The following is a 23229-nucleotide window of genomic DNA, read 5'->3' as shown; positions in this document are numbered from 1 at the left end:
TCGGCCATGCGCGGTACGCGAGCACGCCGTACCGAAACAGCGCAGCCGATGCGCCGGTTGCTTACCTGCCGAATTCGCGATGCTCGAGCCGAACCGTCGCATCGACGACGTGATGGGCAGCCGAGCGCGCGAGCACGATCCGATAGTCGCCTTCGACGATGCGCCACCGCCCCGCTGTCGCGTCGAAACAACCGAGCAAGCGCGGATCAGCAACCATGCTCACCCGCACCGACGCGCCCGCACGCAACCACACGCGCTCGAAACCGAGCAGACGCATGCGCGTCGCTTCGGCCGCATGCGTGAGATAGAGCTGCGGAACGTCGTCCCCGTCTCGCGGGCCGGTATTGGTGACGGTAAAGCTCGCCGTTACCGTGTCGCCGCCGCTCACCGCAAAATCGCTGTACGCAAAGTCCGTATAGCTCATCCCGTGACCGAACGCGAACATCGGCGTGTCGCCTCGCTGCGCGAACCAGCGATATCCGACTTCGGCGCCCTCGTGATAACGCACCTGAATCGGCGTGCCGAGTTCCACATCGGCCCCGGGCAACCGCGGATGCGGTGTTTGATCGACGCTGACGGGGAACGTGACGGGCAGACGCCCCGAAGGATTGACCTCGCCGGTCAACACTTCGGCAATGGCTTGCGCGCCGGCTTGCCCCGGGAACCACGCCTGGACGATGCTCCGCACCTTGTCGCGCCACGGCATCGCGATCGGGTTGCCGGTCTGCAGTACGACGACGACATTCGGATTGACGCGCGCCACCGCTTCGATCAGGTCATCCTGACCATACGGCAACGTCATGTCGGGGCAATCGAAGCGCTCTCCCTCGTGTCGAATCGCGTTCACGATCACGACTTCGGCTTTTTCAGCCAGCGCCACCGCATCGGCAATATGCGCGCCGCTGTCGAAACCGATCGTCGCTCCCGGCAGGCGCGCACGCAGTTGCGCGAGTGGCGATGGGCCGAAAAAACACATCGACGTCGCGCCGAGCAACGGGTGACTTCTGAACGGAATCTCCGCCGTATAGCCGCCGCGCGGCCGAACCTGGCTCGAACCGGATCCTGACAGGACGCCAACCTGCGCGAAGCCGCCGATCAGCGCGATCCGCCGCACAGTCCGGGCCAGCGGCAACATCGCATCGCGGTTCTGCAACAAGACGATGCCTTTACGGGCAATCTCCAGCGCAACGTCGTTATGTGCGTCCGCATCGACCGGCTCCGCGGCGGACGGCCGGTCGATGCCCACCGCAAAGTACGAACGCAACATGCGTTGCACCATCTCGCTGATCCGTTTCCGGGGAATGCGACCTTCGTCGAAGGCCCGGCGCAATGGTTCGTTGAACCACTCGCATTCGTCGAGCTGCGCACCGGAATGCTGGTCCAGGCCCTTGAGCGCGTAATCCCAGCTATTGACCGCGCGCCAGTCGGACATCACCCATCCCTCGAACCCCATCGCATCCTTTATGGTGTCCTGAATGAGATGTTTGTTACCGCACGCATATTCGCCGTTGACCAGATTGTATGCACCCATCAACGCGCCGGGCCGACCGGTCTCGATCGCGATCTGGAACGCGAGAAGATCGCTTTCCCGATGGGCGGCCGGGTCGATGATCGCATCCAGAAAGAACTTGTTCGTTTCGCTCGCGTTGAGCGAGACGTGTTTCACCAACGCGATGACGCCTTCGGCCTGCGTACCGGACACCATGCCTGCACCAAGCTTTCCCGACAGGAGCGGGTCTTCCGACAGGTATTCGAAATTCCTGCCGTTGCGCACCTCGCGCACGAGATTGATGCCGCAGCCGAGTGCGACGTTGAAGCCGCGCTCGCGCATTTCCTTGCCGATCAGCGTACCCGCCGCGGTGGCCAGCATCGGATCGAACGTCGCCCCGAGCGCCAGACCCGCGGGCAGCGCGGTGGCCGTCTCGTTCACGTCATGGGTCGCCCGCAAGCCCAGACTGGTATCGGCGAGCAGCAGCGGCGGAATGCCGAGTCGCGGCACGCCTTGAACGTATCCCGCGATGTCGGGGACGTGCGCCGGCACGCGCGATTCGCGCGCGTTCGTGCCGAAAATGCGCACCATCAGGCTGTACAGCATCGAAAACCGCTCGTCGTCCGTCATGCGGGCTTCGACTTCCCGCGCGCGTTCGTCAGGGTCGGCAAGCGCCGCCATCGGCGAGGACAAGGAGGATTGAAGCACCGCATTCGAAAATTCGATACCGGCATCACGGTCGACAGGCGTCATGAGAACTCGTTTCATTGAATAACTATCCACTTGGATAATTTATAGATACGCCCGCCCCCTCGTCAAGCGCAATGCGTCTCCGGGACACTGGGACTTTCCCCGACATCGGTCGCATGCATCGCCGAGCGAGGCCGACGACACGCGCCGCCATTCATGCGGACACGGGACGGCGTTGCGAACCCTTCGAACGAAAGGCACAATCCGGATGACTCGACTCAGGAAACGTTGCGATGCAGATTGTCAGACAGGCTCAGCAGGAACGAAGCGAGCAGACGCGAGCAGAAATTCTGGCCATTGCACTCGAGCAGTTTTCGACTCGCGGCTTCGATGCGGTGAGCGTGCGCGATATCGCCGACGTGGCCGGCGTCAATCACGCGATGATTCGTTACTACTTCGGCAGCAAGGACAATCTGTGGCGGGAAAGCGTGACCTTCCTCTTCGACCGCTTCATGGCAGAGGCGAAGCCACCGGGATCGGATGTGGGACGCATCTCACTCGATGTCGTGAAGGAGTACATCCGGAACTACGTCCGGTATTGCGCGAAGTATCCGGAGCACGCGCGCCTGATGATGCAGGAAGCCAATCGCGATTCCGAACGATTGAAGTGGATGGCACAGACGTTCATTCGGCCACGCCACAACCTCACCATTCCACTGATCGAGCATGTGAGCGCACAGACGAAGGGGCTCGAAAAGATCGATCCCATTACGCTCCTGTACATGATCACCGCGATCGCGCAAATCCCGTATCTGCTGACCGCTGAAATCAAATACGCGCACGGCATCAACGCGCTGCGGGAGAAGGCCGTGGAAGCCCATTGCGAAGCCGTGCTGGCGTTCGTCTTTCGCTGACCACCCGCCGTCGAGCCCGACGGAAAATCGTCGGGCCCGGCCTTACTTCCGCGTCAGATCATAAGCCACGCGAAATCCCGTATGCCCGGCGGAGGTATCCTTTGGCCGCCCGGTTCGGGCCGCGATCCGATAGCGATAGCAATAGCTTCGATGACACAGGTATGAGCCGCCTTTCAGCGTGTACTCCCGATCCGAGACCGCCTGCCGATCTCTCGCCTTGCCGGCGCTCGACAACGATCTGACGCGAAACGGATCGACACACCACTCCCAGACATTGCCGCTACAGTTGTAGAGGCCCGCCGGATTCGCGGCAAACGCATCGACCCGCACCGTTCCGAAGGCTCTGTCGCCTCCGCTGTAGCGATCGGGAAAGCGGCCTTGCCAGATGTTGCAGCAGAGCGCGTCTTCCACCGGCTCCTCGTCTCCCCACGGAAAACGTCGGGCATCGGCACCGCCACGCGCCGCGTGCTCCCATTCGGCCTCGGTCGGCAATCGCCCGCCGCACCACCGTGCAAACGCGGCCGCGTCGTTCCAGGAAATATGGATGACGGGATGCATGCCGCGCCCGTCGAGCGACGAAAGCGGCCCTTCGGGGGCCGCCCAGTACGCCCCCGGCACCGACCGCCACCAGGGTACGTTTGCCGGCGCCTCGGCGACGCAATCGGGCTCGAGAAAGGCGTCGAACACGTAGCTCCATCCGAATCGCTCGGCATCCGTGCGATAGCCGGTCGCCGCCACGAACTCGGCGAATCGGTCGTTCGTCACTGCGTACCGTTCGATACCAAACGGCTTCAGATGCACCTTTCGACGCGGCCCCTCGCCATCCGCCTTGATGACCGGCGCATCGGTGCCCACCCAGCTGGGTCCGCCGTCGAACTCGATGATGTTCTCTGCAGGGAGACGCGCATTCGCCGATGCGGGATGCACGAGCCGATCGGGTTCGGACGACGAGGCCGCGACACCTTCGCATGAATTCGCGCGCCGAGGAGCGCAACACGTGCGCCCAGCAGCGGTCGATCGATCAGATTCGCTCAAATCCGTTCTCCTCCATCGTTAGATATTTATCCAATCGGATAAATATCTAACGCAAGCATACCCAGAGTCAAGCTGAAAAATGAAGGGGGTAAAAAATGACGCTGCCAGACAGGACAGCGCATCTGCAACCATCCTGCTTCAATCCGGCGAGCGGCTTGCAGCGGTGGACAAGACCGGTCGTTCACCTGTCGAGACCCGAACCGACCGAGCGACGACCTGTCCGCTTGTTCTTCTACTCGCCGCCCCGCGCGAACATCGGCATGTCCCGCAGGATATGTTCAAGGAGCTTGAGCGCGGCCGCCGGTAACGGCCGCCCTGCCTTCGCGAGCAACCGCGCCTGGGTGCCCTTGAAGAGCGGATGATCGATCGGCACCACCGTGAGCGTGCCGGCAGCGATCTCCCGATACGCCGCGAATTCGCCGCCGATCAGCGTCATGTAGTTTTCGTAGGCGACGAACTGCTTGAGCGCCGTGAGCGAATTGGTGACCAGCTTCGGCCGTATCGTAATGTTCTCGGCGAATTCGAGCATCTTGGCCGCATGCCCGACACCGAACGATGCCGGCATCATGGCCAGCGGCCACGACAACATGTCCTCGACGCTGGCCGGGCCGCCGCGCAATGCCAGCGGATGGTCGGACCGCACCAGCAGCCCGACCGCCTGCGACGAACTCGCCAGATACTCGATACGCGGGTGCGGCGGCGGGTTGAACGCAAGCCCGAGGTGCGCGCGGCTTTCCGCCACGGCTTCGAGCACCTGATCGACTCCGAGAATCTCCATGCCGATGTCGAGCAACGGGTACTGCGCACAGAACGGCGCCAGCACCTCGTTGACCAGCGCATCCACATACCCTTCGCTCAGGACCAGTTGAACCTGCCCCTGCTTCAGGCCCTTGAGCGCGTGGAGCTGATCCTCGAGCCGCTCCTGATGCGAGCGGTAGCCGCGCCAGAACTCGAGCAGGTGCGCGGCGGCTTCGGTGGGCCTCACGCCACGCGCTTGCCGCTCGAACAGCGTCGCGCCCAGTTCGTCCTCGAGCAGCCGGATCTGCCGGGTAATCACCGACGGCGACGTGTTCAGGCTCTCGGCGGCGCCGCGGATGGTCCCTTGCTCGAGCACTGCGCGGAAGTAGCGCAGCCGCTGCTGATTGATTTCACGCATGTCGAACCATCCGTCCGATGATTACCGCCACTATCGCCAGACGCCCACCATACCAGATGCGTTGCCCAGTAGGCAACGAAGTGTGGACATGGTTGCTGTTGGTGATTGCACGTCGCGCTGCCACTATCCGATGCATCAGGGCGGTACCACGTACGACATTGGAGACTGGCATGCTGGCAATCCCGAGCGAAAGTGCGGTAGGCGACACCTCGAACCTCTACAGCAAGATCAACTGGCGGCTACTGCCGTTCCTGCTGAGCTGCTACCTGTTCGCCTACCTCGACCGCGTCAACATCGGCTTTGCGAAGCTCCAGATGCAAAGCGACCTCGGCTTCTCCGATGCCGCGTACGGCGTGGGCGCCGGAATCTTCTTCATCGGCTACGTCCTGTTCGAGATACCCAGTAACCTGATGTTGCCGCGCATCGGCGCGCGCAAGACCTTCAGCCGCATCCTGGTGCTGTGGGGCATTACCTCGGCCTGCATGCTGTTCGTGCGTAACGTGCCGATGTTCTACGCGATGCGCTTCGTGCTCGGCATCTTCGAAGCGGGCTTTGCGCCGGGCATGATCTACTACCTCTCGTGCTGGTATGGCCCGCAGCGCATGGCGCGCGCAATCGCCGTCGTGTTCCTTGCCGGCCCGCTCGGCGGCATTGTCGGCGGGCCGGTATCGGCGTGGCTGATCACAGCGCTGTCGGGCGCCGGCGGACTGGCCGGCTGGCAATGGATGTTCCTGGTCGAGGGCCTGCCCTGTATCCTGCTTGGCGTGCTCGCCCTGTTCTTCGTGCCGAACCGGCCGGCCGATGCGGCGTGGCTGACCGAGGACGAAAAGCGCCTGCTCGCGAGCGAGATCGGATCCGCGGCGGGGCACAATCACTCTTTCCTGGCGGTGGCGCGTGACGTCCGGGTCTATGTGCTGGCCTTCGCGTACTTCTGCATCATCGCCGCCATCTATGCGATCAGCTTCTGGCTGCCGACCCTCATCAAGGCCCAGGGCGTGAACGACACCGTACAACTCGGCTGGTACTCGGCCCTGCCCTATATTGCGGCGGCGTTCGGCATGTACTACATGGGGCGCCGGTCCGACCGGGCGGGCGAACGCCGTTTCCATAGCGCGGTGCCCGCAACCATCGGGGGCCTGCTGCTGGCCGCGTCCACCCTCGTCGACGGCAATCTCGCCGCATCGCTGGTGCTGCTCACGCTCGGCACCTGCGCACTGTGGATGACCTACACGGTGTTCTGGGCGATGCCCTCCGAATACATCAAGGGGCCCGGGGCAGCAGGCGGCATCGCGCTGATCAACACGATCGGGCTTTCGGGCGGCTTCTGGGGCCCGGCCATCATCGGATGGGCGAAGACGGCCACCGGCAACCTGCACCTCGGCATGCTGATCCTGGCCACGCTGCCGATCATCGCTGCACTGATCATTCTCGCCAACAAGCTACCCGCAAAGTCGTAACAAGGAGTCGTCATGCTTCTACATCTTTCCACCTGGTCCGAAATCGAGCAGTTCCTCACGCGCAGCCGCACGATCGTCGTGCCGATCGGCTCCAACGAACAGCACGGCCCCACCGGACTGCTTGGCACGGACTGGCTGTGTCCTGAGATCATCGCGCGTGAAGCCGAAAAATCCGCCGATATCCTCGTGGGCCCCACGTTCAATATCGGCATGGCACAGCATCACCTCGGCTTTCCCGGCACCATCTCGCTGCGCCCGTCCACATTCATTGCCGCGATCGGCGACTGGACCCGCTCGCTGGCGGCACACGGTTTCGAGAAAATCCTGTTCCTCAATGGTCACGGCGGCAACGTCTCATCGATCGATGCTGCGTTCTCCGAACTTTATGCCGAAGCCAGCTTTGCGCGTCGCCGTGCGGGCTTCGCGCTGAAGCTTTGCAACTGGTGGGATCTTGAAGGCGTGGGCGAACTGGCGCGGGAGCAGTTCCCGACGGGGCACGGCGCGCATGCCACCCCGTCCGAGATTGCGATTACCCAGTGGGCCTTCCCCGATTCGATCAAGTCGGCCGACTACGCGCCGCCGATCGCCAACACCGGCCCGATCCGCGACGCCCTCGACTTCCGCGCCCGCTTCCCTGACGGACGCATCGGTTCCGATCCCGGTCTGGCCACGCGCGAAAAAGGCCGCGCACTGGTTGAACTGGCCGCGCAGTCACTGGCGCGCGAACTCGAAGCCTTCGGCCGCGAGCCGATGCCCGCCTGAAACCGACCCGCTGGCGCCATTCTGATTCTCTCTGGCGCCAGCTGCCTTTCATGTCCTTGTCCACTTGAGCGCCCAATCGAACAACCGAGCATGGCGCGGCTCAGTGCTGAGCACGACGGACCGAGTTGACCCGCAACCCTCGCGAACCTGCGCTCACGGGCGAGACGACGAACGCCTGCAGGTCGCTGAGGTTCTCTTTCAACATTGATGAAAGAGATTCACATGAGTATGCCGATTCCACGATCTACCGAACTAGTCTCGTAAGCAATACAGTTCACTGATCCCGTGTTACTCGGCCGGCGGCCAAGTTGGGCCTTGATGAGCTTTACCGGTCGTGCCCAATGACGCCGACAGTGTTGTGTCTGCTCAAAGCACGGGCTGCTGGGACTGACCAAGAGCGCGGGTCTCGAATACGCATCTCAAGGAATCCGAATCAATGCTATCTGCCCCGGCATCGTGGAAACGCCAATGGTCGCCGATATGCTGAAGGGGGAAGCGGCGGTCATGAATGAAATGATGAAGGATGTACCGATTGGCCGACTCGGCACGGCGCAGGAGATCGCCGACGCCGTTCTGTGGCTATGTAGTCCCGGCTCCACCTTCGTGGTTGGCGTTGCACTGCCGGTCGATGGCGGCTACACCGCACGCTGAACGAAGGGGTTGAATAGATGAAAGTCTCGTCGCTCCTGAAAGCGATCCTTTACGTCGCAGCATGCCATGTTGCCGCAACCGATGCTGCCGAGCCACAAACGGCGCCGGCATCGGCAGCAACTCAACAGGTCATGCACGCGGGCAGCCAGCCCTCGATAGCGGGTCCCGCGGCTTACTTCACCGGCAAGGTACGGATTGATCCGGTTTGGGCTGCCAGCGGAGACATCAACGCATCGGGCGGTTTGGTGACGTTCGAGCCGGGTGCGCGCTCGGCTTGGCACACCCATCCGAAGGGGCAGTACTTCGTCGTCGTGTCCGGCGTCGGATATACGCAGGAATGGGGAAAACCCATCCGCGAGCTCCATCCCGGTGATGTCGTGTGGTGCCCGCCAGGTGTCAAACACTGGCACGGCGCGGCTCCCGCTAACGCGATGACGCACCTGGCTGTCACAGGCACGGTGGATGGCAAGAACGTCGAGTGGATGGAGAAAGTGACGGATGAGCAATACAACGCCCGGTAAGTCGATCATTCAGCGCCATGGGGCCGTTGCGTTGATTATGTCTTTGGGATTGCTGGTTGCAGTGTGCCACGCAGCTCCCACTACCCAGGAGTCTCAACAAGTGACAAGCACATCGATAGCATCGGAAACACTGTCGACTCGCCAGCAGGCCATCGTCCCGATCGCGGCATTCGCCGCCAAAGGCGATCTTGCCAAGCTGAATGACGCGTTGAATCAAGGGCTGGACGCCGGCTTGACCGTCACCGACGTGCGGGAGGTCCTGGTGCAGCTCTACGCGTACGCCGGCTTCCCGCGCAGCCTCAACGCGCTTGGAGAGCTGATGCAGGTGCTTGAGACGCGCAGGCAGCGTGGTGTCGAGGATGCACCTGGTCACGCACCCAGTCGTCCGATCCCGACCGGGGCCGCGCTACTTTCCGCAGGCACCGCCAACCAGACCAAGCTAGCGGGTGGCGCGGTCAAGGGGCCACTGTTCGACTTCGCGCCGGCGATCGACGAATACCTTAAGACTCACCTGTTCGGCGACATCTTCGAACGCGACAATCTCGATTGGCAGAGTCGCGAAATCGCGACCGTCGCAATGTTGGCTGCCATGCCCGGGGTGGAGCCGCAATTACAAGCGCACATGCGCATCAGCATGAATGTCGGCCTCACGGATAGCCAACTGCGCCAACTCGGACAAGTCTTGGCTGACCGCGTGGACGCCGATAGCGCGACGCATGCGCACGACGCGCTTGATAAGCAGGTTGCCGCTAAATCCGTACGCTAATGTGGCGCCGATGGGGACGGCATGGATCGGCGGTATGGCGTCGCCGTTCGTCAGAATGTGATGGGTGGAGTGGCCGACTCATGCTTAACGGCACAACTTCCCGGGATGATCTGGAAGAGAATCTGGTGGGCCCCCCGGGAGTCGAACCCGGCACCAACGAATTATGAGTTCGCTGCTCTAACCAAGCATGAGCTAGGGGCCCAGATGAGAAGCAAGGCGTGCTACCTGTCGCTCCGGCAACGAAGCCGGGCCGGCATTGTAACAACAAAGACGACAGAGGAGACAAACGCCACCGGCATCACATGGATACCGGCGGCGTTCGCAAGTGAGACGCTGGAAATCAGTTCCCTTCGAGGAACGACTTCAGCTTGTCGGAACGGCTCGGGTGACGCAGCTTGCGCAGCGCCTTGGCCTCGATCTGACGGATCCGCTCACGCGTGACGTCGAACTGCTTGCCGACTTCCTCGAGCGTGTGATCGGTGCTCATCTCGATACCGAAGCGCATCCGCAGCACCTTCGCCTCACGCGGCGTCAGCGAATCGAGCACGTCCTTCACGACGTCGCGCATGCTTGCATGCAGCGCGGCATCCGCCGGCGCGACCGTGTTGTTGTCCTCGATGAAGTCGCCGAGATGGGAATCGTCGTCGTCACCGATCGGCGTTTCCATCGAGATCGGCTCCTTCGCGATCTTCATGATCTTGCGGATCTTGTCTTCCGGCATCTCCATCTTCTCGGCAAGCGTTGCCGGATCCGGCTCGAGACCGGTTTCCTGCAGGATCTGCCGCGAGATGCGGTTCATCTTGTTGATCGTCTCGATCATGTGAACCGGAATACGGATCGTGCGCGCCTGGTCCGCGATCGAACGCGTGATGGCCTGACGGATCCACCACGTCGCATAGGTCGAGAACTTGTAGCCACGACGGTATTCGAACTTGTCCACCGCCTTCATCAGGCCGATGTTGCCTTCCTGGATCAGGTCGAGGAACTGCAGGCCGCGGTTCGTGTACTTCTTCGCGATCGAGATCACGAGACGCAGGTTCGCCTCGGTCATTTCACGCTTCGCCTGACGCGCCTTCAGTTCGCCGGCCGCCATCTGGCGGTTGGTTTCCTTCAGGTCCTTCAGCGGCAGCACGACGCGCGCCTGCAGGTCGAGCAGGCGCTGCTGCTGTTCGCGGATCGCCGGGATGTTGCGCGCCAGGACCGCGCTGTACGAATGGCCTTCGGCCGTGATCTTCTCGGCCCAGTCGAGATCCGTCTCGCTGCCCGGGAAGCGCGCGATGAATTCCGAACGCGGCATGCCGCACTTGTCGACGACGATGTGCAGGATCTGACGTTCGACCTGACGCACTTCATCCACTTGCGCACGCAACGTGTCGCACAGACGCTCGACGGTACGCGCGGTGAAGCGGATCGTCATCAACTCGGTCTGGATCGTTTCCTGCGCCTTCAGGTAGGCCTTCGACTTGTAGCCTTCCTTCTCGAACGCGCGGCGCATCTTGTCGAACCACTCGCTGATCTGCGAGAACTTTTCGAGCGATGCACGCTTGAGGGCTTCGAGCTGGGCGGCGTTGGCCGACGCCTGTGCGGCACCGTCGTCCTCCTCCTCTTCCTCTTCTTCCTCTTCCTCTTCGGCTTCCTCGTCCTCGTTCTCGATCGCTTCGGCTTCCTTCGCGGAGAAACCGTCCGTATCGGCGGAGTCCGAAGCATTCGGATCGAGCAGGCCATCGACGAGTTCGTCGACGCGGATCTCTTCGTTCGCGACGCGCTCGGCCATCGCGAGGATGTCGGCGATCGTCGTCGGGCACGCGGAAATTGCCATCACCATGTGGCGCAGGCCGTCCTCGATCCGCTTCGCGATCTCGATTTCGCCTTCGCGCGTGAGCAGCTCGACCGTGCCCATCTCGCGCATGTACATCCGGACCGGATCGGTCGTGCGACCGAATTCCGAATCGACGGTCGACAGCGCGACTTCCGCTTCTTCCTCGACTTCATCGTCCGACGACGCGGCCGGCGCGTTGTCGTTCAGGAGCAGCGTTTCCGCGTCCGGTGCCTGCTCGTATACGGCCACGCCCATGTCGTTGAACGTGCCGATGATCCCTTCGAGGGCTTCTGTCTCGGTGAAGTTGTCCGGCAGGTGGTCGTTGATTTCGGCATACGTGAGGAAGCCGCGCTCCTTGCCGAGCTTGATCAGCGCGCGCAGCTTCACGCGGCGCTCTTCGAGCTCCTCGGCCGTGCCGGGCGTGCTCGTCGCGAACGCTTCCTTCAGCAGCGCCTTTTCCTTGGCGCGACGATCGCGCACCTTGGATTTGCCCGGAGCAGCCGCGGGTGCGGGCTGCTCGTCGCTCTGATTTGCGTCGTCATCGACGGATACTTCGTTCAGCTTTTTGGTCATGGAGTTCGCCGTACCGGCTATATCGACTCGCGGCTGCTGGACGACAGCCGGTTGAACCGTGGGTGCATGAGTAGTACGTACTGCCGTTTCGTCCGCGGCGGCAGTCGTGTCCCTTGCGCTTTTCGCACTTGCCCGCTTCGCCGCCGGCTTGGCCGGCCCGGAGTCGGGTCTGGCGGCAGCCCGTGTTCTGGCTGCCGACGCCGGCGCAGCCTGAGCAGTGCCGGCCGCGGTTTTCTTTCCCGCAGGGGCTGACGTGGCCGAAGACGTTGTCCTGGTGGAAGAAGCAGACTTGGCCGCAGTGACCTTCGTGGTCGGCTCCGTCGAGCCCTTGCCCGTTGCTTTCTTTCCGCCTGTCGTCTTTGCCATCGCGATTCTCGCCTCTGCTTGGAAAACAAACCGCTGGAAACCTTATATTATAGCACGCTGGGGAGCCCTCTCCTGGCGCCCCGGCCGCCTACAGCCCGAGCCGACGCTTCATGTCGGTTCGCTGCTGGTTCAATTCCGTCAATTCGGCCAGTTCCTCGGGTGTGAAGGTGGATTGCCGCGCCAGCCGATCGAGCCGGTCGCAGCATGCGTCGTAACGCATCTTGAGCACCGCGGCCTGCAGCTCCTCGCCCGCGATCCGCTCCTGTTCGCGCTGCCGCTCGGGCACCGTCTCGTCTTCCGGATTCTGTAACAGCAAGTCGCGGACGTTTTCATCATAGTCCAGAATTTCGCGGAAGATTTCCTCGTAAGTCGCCCCGTTCGAGGAGGTGCGCAGCACGTCAGACAGCAGCCGGAACTCCGCGCCGTCGCCCAGCGCACGCGCATGCTCGACGACTTCGGCGAACAGCTCGCCGATGCGCGGCAGCGCGCGCAGGGTCGCAAGTTGCTCGTCGTCGAGCTGCGACGCGATCCGCGGATGCATCACGAGCGTACGCAACGCCCGCTTTTCGCTGTCCGTCACGCGTCGCCGCTCGCTGCGCGGGGGCGCGTGGCGCGCCGGCGCGGCAATGCGTGCATCGACATCCGACAGCGCCGCGACTTCCTCGAACGGGATATCGAGACGGTCGGCGAACATGTGCATGATTTGCGCGCGCAACGCATTAGCAGGCAGCGCCTGCAGCAGCGGCTTCGCGTCGAACAGCGCCTTCGCGCGACCTTCCGGTTGATCGAGCGCCTTGCCGGCGATTGCTTCGTTCAACAGAAATTGCGACAGCGGCATCGCGCGTTCGACCTGCTCGGAGAACGCTTCCGCGCCGAATTCGCGTACGTAGCTGTCCGGATCATGTTCGGACGGCAGGAAAAGGAATCGGATCGTCCGGTTGTCCGCCGCATGCGGCAGGCACGCCTCGAGCGCGCGGCGCGCCGCACGCCGGCCGGCCGAGTCGCCGTCGAAGCTGAAAATGACCGTATCGGTCTGGCGCAGCAGCTTCTGCACGTGGATCGGCGTACACGCCGTGCCGAGCGTCGCGACCGCGTTCGGGAAGCCGAGCTGCGCGAGCGCGACGACGTCCATGTAGCCCTCGACGACCAGCACGTACTTGCGCTCGCGGATCGCGAGGCGCGCCTCGAACAACCCGTACAGCTCGCTGCCCTTGTTGAACAGCGGTGTTTCGGGCGAATTCAGGTACTTCGGCTCGCCGCTGCCGAGCACGCGGCCGCCGAACCCGATCACCTGCCCCTTCACGTTGCGGATCGGGAACATGATCCGCTCGCGGAACCGGTCGTAGCGTCGCGCGACGCCTTGCGCGTCGGTTTTTTCGCTGACGATCACGAGCCCCGATTCGACGAGCGACTCGTCGCGATAGTCGGGGAACGCGGTTTCGAGGTTCTGCCAGCCGTCCGGCGCATAGCCGAGGCCGAAGCGCGCGGCGATCTCGCCGGTCAGACCCCGGTTCTTCAGGTACTGGATAGCGACGGTCGCGCCGCGCAATTGCTTGCGATAGTAGTCGCACGCAACGGACATCACGTCGGACAGCGCCGTCGCGACCGATTTCGACACGGGTGCCGGATAGTCGCCGCCGCCCCCACCGCCGCCGCGCATCGATGGCTCGTGCGGCACGGTCAGCCCGACCGATTGCGCGAGTTCCTGCACGGCTTCCGGGAACGTCAGCCCCGCGTGCTCCATCAGGAAGCCGATCGCCGTGCCGTGCGCGCCGCAGCCGAAGCAGTGATAGAACTGCTTGGTCGGGCTGACGGTAAACGACGGGCTCTTCTCGTTATGGAACGGGCACAGCCCCATGAAGTTGGCGCCGCCCTTCTTGAGCTGCACGTACCGGCCCACCACGTCGACGATATCGACGCGGTTCAGTAAATCCTGCAGGAACGAATGCGGAATCACCGTGGGATCGAGCGAAAAAAGGACAATACGATGCCCCGGCGCACGCCGCGCCAGGAAGCGGGTTTTACTTCGACAGCGCGGCCTTGACCTGCGCGGAGACAGCGGTCATGTCGGCACGGCCGGCGAGCTTGCCCTTCAGCACGCCCATCACCTTGCCCATGTCCTGCGGGCCGGCTGCGCCCGTTGCCGCGACCGCGGCCTGGACTTCGGCGGCCACTTCCGCGTCCGACAGTTGCGCGGGCATGTAGGCGCCCAGCACGGTCAGTTCGGCCTGCTCCTTCGCGACGAGATCGTCGCGGCCGGCGGCCTGGAACTGGCTGATCGAGTCCTTGCGCTGCTTGATCATCTTGTCGATCACGGCGGTGATGCCCGCGTCGTCGAGGGTCACCTGATCGTCGATCTCGCGCTGCTTGATCGCGGCCAGCAGCAGGCGAACCGTCGCCAGACGCTCGCTTTCCTTCGCGCGCATCGCGGCCTTCATGTCTTCGCTGATCTGCTCTTTCAAACTCATCTTGCACCCGGGATGGAAACGTGACTTCGACGCCCGTGAATGGACGTCAACACAAAAACCCGCTTGGGACTATGTCTCAAGCGGGTTGCTCGAATCCGGCATCGGCGACTCGCAGCCCCCTGATCGACACCGATCGCACGGAGGTCGCCGGTGCGCCGCTCAGTGAACCGCGCGGCGCTCAATCGTTCAGTACAGCTTCTTCGGCAGCGTCTGGCTGCGAATCCGCTTGTAATGACGCTTCACTGCTGCAGCCTTCTTGCGCTTGCGCTCGGCGGTCGGTTTTTCGAAGAATTCCCGCGCACGAAGCTCGGTCAGCAGACCGTTCTTCTCGATCGTGCGCTTGAAGCGACGCATGGCGACTTCGAACGGCTCGTTTTCTTTAACGCGAATGATCGTCATGATCCGACACGAATAAAGGTTTGCAGGGAAGATTGACGAGTATAGCAGAGCGTCGCACAAAGGCCTAAGGGCCGGGTCCCATCAACGACGGGCCTGCGCGGCCCTTTCAGACGCCGTGCGCAAACTCCGCCGCCGCCTGCCCGGCCGCCGTGCCGGACGCCCACGCCCACTGGAAGTTGTAGCCGCCGAGCCAGCCCGTCACGTCCACCGCCTCGCCGATGAAGAACAGCCCCGGCACCCGCGCACTCATCATGGTGGCCGACGACAGTTCGCGCGTATCGACGCCGCCCTTCGTCACCTCGGCCTTCTTGTAGCCCTCGGTGCCGTTCGGCGTCAGCGTCCAGCCGGACAGCGCGTCGCCGATCTGGCGCAGCGTCTTGTCGGGCAGATCCGCGAGCCGCGCGTCGGCCGCGACGCGATGCGTGTCGAGCCAGACGTGCGCGAGGCGCGACGGCACCCAGTCCGCGAGCAGCGAGCCGATCTGTCGCTTCGACGTGCGCTTCGCGTCGAGCAGGTCGGCCACCGCGTCGCGCTGCGGCAGCAGGTCGATGCGGATCGGGTCGCCGGACTGCCAGTAACTGGAGATCTGCAGGATGCCGGGGCCCGACAGGCCGCGATGGGTCAGCAGTAGATCCTCGACGAATTCGCCGCCGCGTTTCTTGTCACCGGTCGATACGCGCACTTCGAGCGACACGCCGGACAGCGCCGCGAACGGCTCCCAGTCGTGCTGCGCGAACGTGAGCGGCACGAGCGCGGGCCGCGTATCGATGAGCTTGTGGCCGAACTGCTTCGCGACCCGGTAGCCGAAATCGGTCGCGCCGATCTTCGGGATCGACAGGCCGCCCGTCGCGACGATCAGCGCGCGTGCGCGGATCGGCCCTGCCTGCTGCGTGTCGAGCGTGAAGCCGTCGGCCGCGTGGCGCACCGCGTCGACGACCACCGGGCGGCGCCAGGCGATGCCGCCCGCGTCGCATTCGTGCTTCAGCATGTCGATGATCGCGTCGCTGCCGTGGTCGCAGAAGAGTTGCCCCTTGTGCTTTTCGTGCCAGGTGACGTGATGGCGCTTGAGCAGCCCGAGGAAGTCGCGCGGCGTGTAACGGGCGAGCGCCGAGCGCGCGAAATGCGGATTCGACGACAGGTAGTTGTCGGGGCCTGCGTAGAGATTCGTGAAGTTGCAGCGGCCGCCGCCCGAGATGCGGATTTTCTCGGCGAGCCGCGGCGCGTGGTCGATCAGCACCACGCGGCGGCCGAGTTGCCCGGCGACCGCGGCGCTCATCATCCCGGCGGCGCCCGCGCCGATCACGGCGATGTCATAAGTTTCCATGGCGCGGATTGTACCTGCCCGGCCTCCGGCTCGGGCCGCCCGCGGCGGCGACCGGCTCCCGCCTGCTATAATTTCTGGTTACGTCGACCTACCTGCGGCGCGCTCGACAACGCGCGCCCCCGCCCTTACCCATGCTCGTCCTCGGCATCGAAAGCTCCTGCGATGAAACCGGCCTCGCGCTCTACGACACGCAGCGCGGCCTGCTCGCGCACGCGCTTCATTCGCAGATTGCGATGCACCGCGAATACGGTGGCGTCGTGCCGGAGCTCGCGTCGCGCGATCACATCCGCCGCGCGCTGCCCCTGCTCGAGGAAGTGATGGCGCAAAGCGGCACGCACCGCGACGACATCGACGCGATCGCGTTCACGCAAGGCCCCGGCCTCGCCGGCGCGCTGCTGGTCGGCGCGAGCATCGCGAATGCGCTCGCGCTCGCCTGGAACAAGCCGACCGTCGGCATTCATCACCTCGAAGGCCATCTGTTGTCGCCGCTGCTCGTCGACGAGCCGCCGCCGTTCCCGTTCATCGCGCTGCTGGTGTCGGGCGGTCATACGCAACTGATGCGCGTGACCGACGTCGGCGTGTACGAGACGCTCGGCGAGACGCTCGACGACGCGGCCGGCGAAGCGTTCGACAAGACGGCGAAGCTGATCGGCCTCGGCTATCCGGGCGGCCCGGAAGTGTCGAAACTCGCGGAAACGGGCACGCCGGGTGCGGTCGTGCTGCCGCGTCCGATGCTGCATTCGGGCGATCTCGACTTCAGCTTCAGCGGCCTGAAGACGGCCGTGCTCACGCAGATGAAGAAATTCGAGGCGGCGAAGCTGGACGGCGAAGCGCTCGAGTGCGCGAAGGCCGACCTCGCGCGCGGCTTCGTCGATGCAGCCGTCGACGTGCTCGTCGCGAAGTCGCTCGCCGCGCTCAAGCAGACGAAACTCAAGCGCCTGGTGGTCGCGGGCGGCGTCGGCGCGAATCGCCAGCTGCGCGCGGCGCTGTCGGCCGCAGCGGCCAAGCGCGGCTTCGACGTGCACTATCCCGATCTCGCGCTCTGCACCGACAACGGCGCGATGATCGCGCTCGCCGGCGCATTGCGGCTCGGCCGCTGGCCCGAGCAGGCGAATGCCGACTACGCGTTCACGGTGAAGCCGCGCTGGGATCTCGCGTCGCTCGCACGCTGATTCGCGCCACCCGATACCCTGCGCGCCGGCACACGCCGGCAAACAAAATGGCCGCTCGATGAGCGGCCATTTTTCATTGCAGCGGCAAAACGACGCAGCGTTACGCGGCGTGTCGCTTGTCGCGCTCGATCAGCGCATACGCGCTGTGATTGTGGATCGACTCGAAGTTCTCGGCTTCGAGCACGTACGCAACCACGCGCTCGTCCGCATCGAGACGCTGCGCGACGTCGCGCACCAGATCCTCGACGAACTTCGGGTTTTCGTACGCACGCTCCGTGACGAACTTCTCGTCCGGACGCTTCAGCAAGCCCCACAGCTCGCACGACGCCTCTTCTTCCGCAATGCGGATCAGCGCCTCGACCGGCAGATCGGCCGCGAGTTCGGCATCGATCGTCACGTGCGAGCGCTGGTTGTGCGCACCGTACTGCGAGATCTTCTTCGAGCACGGGCACAGGCTCGTCACCGGCACGAGCACCTTCAGGAACAGGCGCGTCTCGCCGTTGCGGCTTTCGCCCGCGAGCGTCACTTCATAGTCGAGCAGGCTCTGTACGCCCGACACCGGCGCCGTCTTGTTCACGAAGTACGGGAACGTGACCTCGATGCGGCCGGCCTCGGCTTCCAGCCTGACGAGCATCGACGCGAGCATCGCGCGGAAGCGCTCGACCGTCAGCGGCTCGCGGCTGTCTTCGAGCAGCGCGACGAAGCGCGACATGTGCGTGCCCTTCTGATCGGCAGGCAGATGCACGTCGAGGTTCCAGACGCCGACGGTCGGCTGCACGTCGCCGCTCTCCGTGCGCACCGTCAACGGATGCCGGACCGCCTTCACGCCCACGCGCTGAATCGGAATCTGGCGGGTATCCACCGTGCTCTGCACGTCGGGCATCACGAAGGCGGGATTCATCTGGTTCATCTTGTTCAATCCTTGTTAGCCGCGCGTTCGACGACGCGCACGCCGCGTCACGCGGCAGCCGGAAAAGCAACATGGGCCCGCAGGCCCATGTTTTCCGCATCAATGTAGACCGGTTGCGCCAGTCGCACCGACGCCGCCCGCAGGCGGCGCCAGCTTACGCGACGCGCTTCGCCTGATCGGCGACGTCGGCCGCCGGGCTCAGGAAGCGTTCGCGAATCGATTTCGCGATGCCCGCGCCGTCGAGGCCGCATTGCGCCAGCAGCTTCGCGGGGTCACCGTGATCGATGAACTGGTCAGGGAGGCCCAATTGTATTACGGGTCGGATAACCCCACTCTCCATCAGGGCTTCGACGCAGGCCGAGCCCGCACCGCCCATCACGCAACCTTCCTCGACCGTGACGAGGTAGTCGTGCGTCTCGGCGAGTTCACGCACGAGCGCCGCATCGACCGGCTTCACGAAGCGCATGTTCGCGACCGTGGCGTCGAGCTCGTCACCCGCCGCGAGCGACGGCGCGACCATCGTGCCGAACGCGAGAATCGCGACGCGCTTGCCTTCCGGCTGCGACGTACGGCGACGCACTTCGCCCTTGCCGAGCGGGATCTCGGTGAATTCCTTCACCGTCGCCACGCCCGTGCCCGCGCCGCGCGGATAACGCACCGCGGTCGGGTTCGGCTGCTGAAGCGCCGTATGCAGCATCTGGCGGCACTCGTTCTCGTCGGACGCGGCCATGATCGTCATGTTCGGGATGCAGCGCATGAACGCGAGATCGTACGCGCCCGCGTGCGTTGCACCGTCGGCGCCGACGAGGCCCGCGCGGTCGATCGCGAACACGACCGGCAGGTTCTGCAGCGCGACGTCGTGGATCAGCTGGTCGTACGCACGCTGCAGGAACGTCGAGTAGATCGCGACGACGGGCTTCAGCCCTTCGGTCGCGAGGCCGCCCGCGAACGTCACCGCGTGCTGCTCGGCGATACCGACGTCGTAGTAGCGATCCTTGAAGCGCTTCTCGAACTCGACCATGCCCGAGCCTTCGCGCATCGCGGGCGTGATGCCGACGACGCGCGAATCGCGCTCGGCTTCATCGCACAGCCATTCGCCGAACACCTGCGTGTACGTCTTCTTCGCGGGCGTGGGCGACGGCTTGATGCCTTCGGCCGGGTTGAACTTGCCGGGGCCGTGATAGAGCACGGGATCCGCTTCGGCGAGCTTGTAGCCCTGGCCTTTCTTCGTCACCACGTGCAGGAATTGCGGGCCGCGCAGCTCGCGAATGTTCTGCAGCGTCGGGATCAGCGAATCGAGATCGTGACCGTCGATCGGGCCGATGTAGTTGAAGCCGAATTCTTCGAACAGCGTCGCCGGCACGACCATGCCCTTCGCGTGCTCCTCGAGCTTGCGCGCGAGTTCGAGCACCGGCGGCGCCACGCTCAGCACGCGCTCGACGCCGGCACGCGCGGCCGCGTAGAAGCGGCCCGACATCAGGCGCGCGAGATGGCGGTTCAGCGCGCCCACCGGCGGCGAAATCGACATGTCGTTGTCGTTGAGGATCACGAGCAGTTTCGCATCCTCCGACACGCCCGCGTTGTTCATCGCCTCGAACGCCATGCCGGCCGTCATCGCGCCGTCGCCGATCACCGCGATCGAGAAGCGGTCGTCGCCGTTCAGCTGGCTGCCGATCGCCATCCCGAGCGCCGCCGAGATCGACGTGCTCGAATGCGCGGTGCCGAACGTGTCGTATTCGGACTCGCTGCGGCGCGGGAAACCCGAGATGCCGTCGTACTGGCGCAGCGAATGCATCTGGTCGCGGCGACCCGTCAGGATCTTGTGCGGGTAGGTCTGGTGGCCCACGTCCCAGACGATCCGGTCGTTCGGCGTGTTGAACACGTAGTGCAACGCGATCGTCAGCTCGACCGTCCCGAGGTTGGACGACAAATGGCCGCCCGTCTTCGACACGCTGTCGAGCACGAACGCGCGCAGTTCATCCGCGAGCGGTTGGAGTTGGCGACGATCGAGGCGGCGCAGATCCGCCGGGTCGTCGATGGTTTTCAGCAAGTCGTACATCGTCGTTCCATTGTAGGAAATCAAACGCGCCCGCATTCTATTGCACGCACCGTAAGCGTGTGCGCAGCGGCGGGCTTCGCGTCAGCTGACCCGGTTCACCACCAGGTCGGCAAGTTCGGCGAGACGCTGTGCGCGTGCGCCGAACGGTTTCAACGCATCGTGTGCTTCCGCGCGCAGCTGGGCTGCGAGCTCGCGCGATGCGTCGAGGCCGAGGATCGATACGTAGGTCGGCTTGTCGTTTGCCGCATCCTTGCCGGCCGTCTTGCCGAGCGTCGCCGAATCGGTCGTGACGTCGAGAATGTCGTCGACGACCTGAAAGGCCAGGCCCACGGCCGCTGCGTAGACGTCGAGCGCGGCCAGCGTTTCCGCCGACGGCATCTCGCCGGCCAGCGCGCCCATCCGCACGGCCGCGCGCAGCAGCGCACCCGTCTTCATCCGGTGCATCGTCTCGAGCTGCTCGCGCGTCAGCTTCAGGCCGACGCTCGCCAGGTCGATCGCCTGCCCGCCGGCCATGCCGATCGAGCCGCTCGCCAGCGCCAGCTCGCGCACGAGCGCGGCCTGCTGCACGGGCGACAGCGCATCGACGTCGGTCAGCGCGACGAATGCCTGCGACTGCAGCGCGTCGCCGACCAGCAACGCCGTCGGCTCGTCGTACTGCACGTGCACGGTCGGCTTGCCGCGACGCAGCGCGTCGTCGTCCATGCACGGCATGTCGTCGTGCACGAGCGAATAGACGTGGATCATCTCCAGCGCCGCCGCCGCCGCGTTGCGCGCCGCTTCCGTCGCACCGGTCAGTTCGCCTGCTGCATGGCACAGCAGCGGGCGAACGCGCTTGCCGCCGCCGAGGACCGCGTAGCGCATCGCTTCGTGGAGTTGCGTGGGCACCACGTTTTCGGCCGGCAAATAGTGGCCGAGTGCGTCCTCGACACGGTCAAGCACGGACCGCATCCATTGTTCGAATGTCATAGATCGTCGTCTTCGCCGTCCGTGGCGGCCGTTCCGGACGAAAGCGGCTTCAGCGTCGCGCCGTCCAGCACGCGAACCTGTTGCTCCACTTTCTCGAGCTGCTGTTGGCAAAACGCAACGAGGTTCGCGCCGCGGCGATACGCGGCGAGCGAATCCTCGAGGCTCAACGCGCCGCCTTCCATCCGGGCAACCAGCGTCTCGAGTTCCGCGAGCGCCATTTCGTAATTGTCCGGCAACGGTTCGGTGCCATTGTCGGGCGGCGTGGCGCCTGGGGATGCGGTTTTCGCCATGGACGAGGGTGTCAAATTTCAAAACAAGTCGGACATTCTACGGCAAAAGAGAATTCTCCGATCTCCCGACTTGGCGGGCCCGGCACAATTCCGGCCCCATCTTCGACGCACAGTGTGCGCCTTCCGAGTGTCTCCCGACAAAAAATTGACACAAATCAGGCACTTAATCCTAGCCTTGCGGGGCGAACCGGGTATAATTGCCCGTTTCCCTAAATCGATTTTTCGATGGTTGGGTTGTTCACTGCTTTCACGCTAACACCGGGAGTGGGAATGTCCAATCTGAGCGACGCGCTTCAGTTGAAGTCGGCTCACAGCCAGCTTCCAGTCACTGCATATTTCGATGAGGCGCTACTCGAGCGCGAGATCGAAACCCTCTTCAAGAAAGGACCTCGTTACGTCGGGCACGAGTTGATGGTGCCCGAGGCGGGGGATTATTTCGCGCTGCCGTCCGAGCAGGAAGGCCGCGTGCTGGTCCGCAACCAGACGAACCAGATCGAACTGCTGTCGAACGTGTGCCGCCACCGCCAGGCGATCATGCTCAACGGGCGTGGCCATGCGCAGAACATCGTGTGCCCGCTGCACCGCTGGACGTACGACCTGGAAGGCGAGCTGCTCGGCGCCCCGCACTTCCCCGACAAGCCCTGCCTGAATCTCGGCAAGAGCCCGCTGCAGAACTGGCAGGGGCTGCTGTTCGAGGCCGAAGGCCGCAACGTCGCGCGCGATCTCGCGAACCTCGGCACGAAGCATCACTTCGACTTCTCCGAATATCAGTTCGATCACGTCGAAGTGCACGAGTGCGATTACAACTGGAAGACGTTCATCGAGGTCTACCTCGAGGATTACCACGTCGCCCCGTTCCACCCGGGCCTCGGCAGTTTCGTGTCGTGCGACGATCTCAAGTGGGAGTTCGGCGACTGGTACAGCGTGCAGACGGTCGGCGTGCACAACGCCCTCGCGAAACCGGGCAGCGCGACCTACCAGAAGTGGCACGAGCAGGTGCTCAAGTTCCGCAACGGCGTGCCGCCGGAATTCGGCGCGATCTGGATGGTCTATTACCCGGGCCTGATGATCGAGTGGTATCCGCACGTGCTGGTCGTGTCGTGGCTGATTCCGCGCGGCCCGCAGAAGACGACCAACATCGTCGAGTTCTACTACCCCGAGGAAATCGCGCTGTTCGAGCGCGAGTTCGTCGAGGCCGAGCGCGCCGCCTACATGGAGACGGCCGTCGAGGACGACGAAATCGCGATGCGGATGGACGCCGGCCGCCGTGCACTGATGGCACGCGGCGAATCGCAGGTCGGCCCGTACCAGAGCCCGATGGAAGACGGCATGCAGCACTTCCACGAGTTCCTGCGCCGCCACCTCGGCGATCTCTGAGCGCGCGCGGCGCGCTCCGCGCCGCATCGCATTCGGCATATGAAAAGACGGGTTTCGGCCCGTCT

The 23229-nt window shown here is 64.1% G+C and carries 20 protein-coding genes and 1 tRNA gene; 8 read left to right on the top strand and 13 right to left on the bottom strand.

The window, feature by feature from the left end:
* Positions 1–61: 61 nt before the first annotated feature.
* Positions 62–2242, bottom strand: a complete 2181-nt coding sequence (locus tag ACP26O_RS26020; RefSeq protein ID WP_244098926.1) for a beta-glucosidase family protein — start codon at positions 2240–2242, stop codon at positions 62–64.
* Between the two features lie 230 nt (positions 2243–2472).
* Between ACP26O_RS26020 and ACP26O_RS26015 the strand changes: the two genes are divergently transcribed.
* On the top strand, positions 2473–3093 hold the full coding sequence (locus ACP26O_RS26015) for a TetR/AcrR family transcriptional regulator (RefSeq protein WP_175655112.1): 621 nt from the start codon (positions 2473–2475) through the stop codon (positions 3091–3093).
* Between the two features lie 42 nt (positions 3094–3135).
* Here the strand turns inward: ACP26O_RS26015 and ACP26O_RS26010 are convergent, their stop codons facing one another.
* Positions 3136–4020 (bottom strand): formylglycine-generating enzyme family protein, encoded by an 885-nt coding sequence (locus tag ACP26O_RS26010; protein WP_244098927.1) that lies wholly within the window; start codon positions 4018–4020, stop codon positions 3136–3138.
* Between the two features lie 340 nt (positions 4021–4360).
* The gene (locus ACP26O_RS26005; RefSeq protein WP_175659575.1) at positions 4361–5284 is read right to left on the bottom strand and encodes a LysR family transcriptional regulator; all 924 of its coding nucleotides are present in this window, start codon (positions 5282–5284) and stop codon (positions 4361–4363) included.
* 170 nt (positions 5285–5454) lie between these two features.
* Between ACP26O_RS26005 and ACP26O_RS26000 the strand changes: the two genes are divergently transcribed.
* From ACP26O_RS26000 to ACP26O_RS25980, 5 genes are all read left to right on the top strand, one after another.
* Positions 5455–6741 carry an MFS transporter gene (locus tag ACP26O_RS26000; RefSeq protein WP_105831371.1) on the top strand — a complete coding sequence of 429 codons (1287 nt, stop codon included), beginning with the start codon at positions 5455–5457 and terminating at the stop codon, positions 6739–6741.
* Positions 6742–6753: 12 nt separating this feature from the next.
* Positions 6754–7503 (top strand): creatininase family protein, encoded by a 750-nt coding sequence (locus ACP26O_RS25995; protein WP_175659577.1) that lies wholly within the window; start codon positions 6754–6756, stop codon positions 7501–7503.
* Positions 7504–7881: 378 nt separating this feature from the next.
* Entirely contained in the window at positions 7882–8154 is a 273-nt protein-coding gene (locus tag ACP26O_RS25990) for an SDR family NAD(P)-dependent oxidoreductase (protein ID WP_426356408.1), read from the top strand.
* Positions 8155–8171: 17 nt separating this feature from the next.
* On the top strand, positions 8172–8675 hold the full coding sequence (locus tag ACP26O_RS25985) for a (R)-mandelonitrile lyase (protein ID WP_175663147.1): 504 nt from the start codon (positions 8172–8174) through the stop codon (positions 8673–8675).
* The gene (locus tag ACP26O_RS25980) at positions 8653–9441 is read left to right on the top strand and encodes a carboxymuconolactone decarboxylase family protein (RefSeq protein WP_244098928.1); all 789 of its coding nucleotides are present in this window, start codon (positions 8653–8655) and stop codon (positions 9439–9441) included. The genes ACP26O_RS25985 and ACP26O_RS25980 overlap by 23 nt, the downstream gene beginning before the upstream one ends.
* A 123-nt stretch (positions 9442–9564) precedes the next feature.
* Here the strand turns inward: ACP26O_RS25980 and ACP26O_RS25975 are convergent.
* The 6 genes from ACP26O_RS25975 to ACP26O_RS25950 all read right to left on the bottom strand — a co-directional run bounded on the left by ACP26O_RS25975 (position 9565) and on the right by ACP26O_RS25950 (position 16390).
* Positions 9565–9643 (bottom strand) — tRNA-Ile (locus ACP26O_RS25975).
* A gap of 138 nt (positions 9644–9781) precedes the next feature.
* Positions 9782–12199: an RNA polymerase sigma factor RpoD gene (gene rpoD, locus ACP26O_RS25970; protein ID WP_105831367.1), complete on the bottom strand. Its 2418-nt coding sequence runs from the start codon at positions 12197–12199 to the stop codon at positions 9782–9784.
* A gap of 88 nt (positions 12200–12287) precedes the next feature.
* Complete coding sequence (dnaG, locus tag ACP26O_RS25965) at positions 12288–14156, bottom strand: DNA primase (protein ID WP_011658299.1); 1869 nt, start codon at positions 14154–14156, stop codon at positions 12288–12290.
* A gap of 64 nt (positions 14157–14220) precedes the next feature.
* On the bottom strand, positions 14221–14667 hold the full coding sequence (locus ACP26O_RS25960) for a GatB/YqeY domain-containing protein (protein ID WP_006751744.1): 447 nt from the start codon (positions 14665–14667) through the stop codon (positions 14221–14223).
* Between the two features lie 186 nt (positions 14668–14853).
* Entirely contained in the window at positions 14854–15066 is a 213-nt protein-coding gene (rpsU, locus tag ACP26O_RS25955) for a 30S ribosomal protein S21 (RefSeq protein ID WP_006751743.1), read from the bottom strand.
* A 106-nt stretch (positions 15067–15172) separates the two neighbouring features.
* Positions 15173–16390 (bottom strand): NAD(P)/FAD-dependent oxidoreductase, encoded by a 1218-nt coding sequence (locus tag ACP26O_RS25950; RefSeq protein WP_175663148.1) that lies wholly within the window; start codon positions 16388–16390, stop codon positions 15173–15175.
* Between the two features lie 131 nt (positions 16391–16521).
* Here ACP26O_RS25950 and tsaD point away from each other — a divergent pair, with 131 nt between their 5' ends.
* Entirely contained in the window at positions 16522–17562 is a 1041-nt protein-coding gene (tsaD, locus tag ACP26O_RS25945; RefSeq protein WP_175663149.1) for a tRNA (adenosine(37)-N6)-threonylcarbamoyltransferase complex transferase subunit TsaD, read from the top strand.
* A gap of 100 nt (positions 17563–17662) precedes the next feature.
* Here the strand turns inward: tsaD and folE2 are convergent, their stop codons facing one another.
* From folE2 to ACP26O_RS25925, 4 genes are all read right to left on the bottom strand, one after another.
* Positions 17663–18472, bottom strand: a complete 810-nt coding sequence (gene folE2, locus ACP26O_RS25940; protein ID WP_011658296.1) for a GTP cyclohydrolase FolE2 — start codon at positions 18470–18472, stop codon at positions 17663–17665.
* 154 nt (positions 18473–18626) lie between these two features.
* A complete protein-coding gene (gene dxs / locus ACP26O_RS25935) occupies positions 18627–20531 on the bottom strand; it encodes a 1-deoxy-D-xylulose-5-phosphate synthase (RefSeq protein ID WP_175663150.1) in 1905 nt (634 codons plus the stop codon).
* An 81-nt stretch (positions 20532–20612) separates the two neighbouring features.
* Positions 20613–21497, bottom strand: coding sequence for a polyprenyl synthetase family protein (locus tag ACP26O_RS25930; protein WP_175663151.1), 885 nt, complete (start codon positions 21495–21497; stop codon positions 20613–20615).
* Complete coding sequence (locus tag ACP26O_RS25925) at positions 21494–21787, bottom strand: exodeoxyribonuclease VII small subunit (protein WP_006760428.1); 294 nt, start codon at positions 21785–21787, stop codon at positions 21494–21496. The genes ACP26O_RS25930 and ACP26O_RS25925 overlap by 4 nt, the downstream gene beginning before the upstream one ends.
* A 270-nt stretch (positions 21788–22057) precedes the next feature.
* Between ACP26O_RS25925 and ACP26O_RS25920 the strand changes: the two genes are divergently transcribed.
* Positions 22058–23164 (top strand): aromatic ring-hydroxylating oxygenase subunit alpha, encoded by a 1107-nt coding sequence (locus ACP26O_RS25920; RefSeq protein ID WP_006751736.1) that lies wholly within the window; start codon positions 22058–22060, stop codon positions 23162–23164.
* The last annotated feature ends 65 nt before the right edge of the window (positions 23165–23229 follow it).

Origin of the sequence: Burkholderia sp. R-40, assembly GCF_049942845.1 — a bacterium.
GTDB classification, from domain to species: domain Bacteria; phylum Pseudomonadota; class Gammaproteobacteria; order Burkholderiales; family Burkholderiaceae; genus Burkholderia; species Burkholderia ambifaria.
Note: the sequence above shows the minus strand (reverse complement) of the source record. Positions and strands in the feature narration are given on the sequence as shown.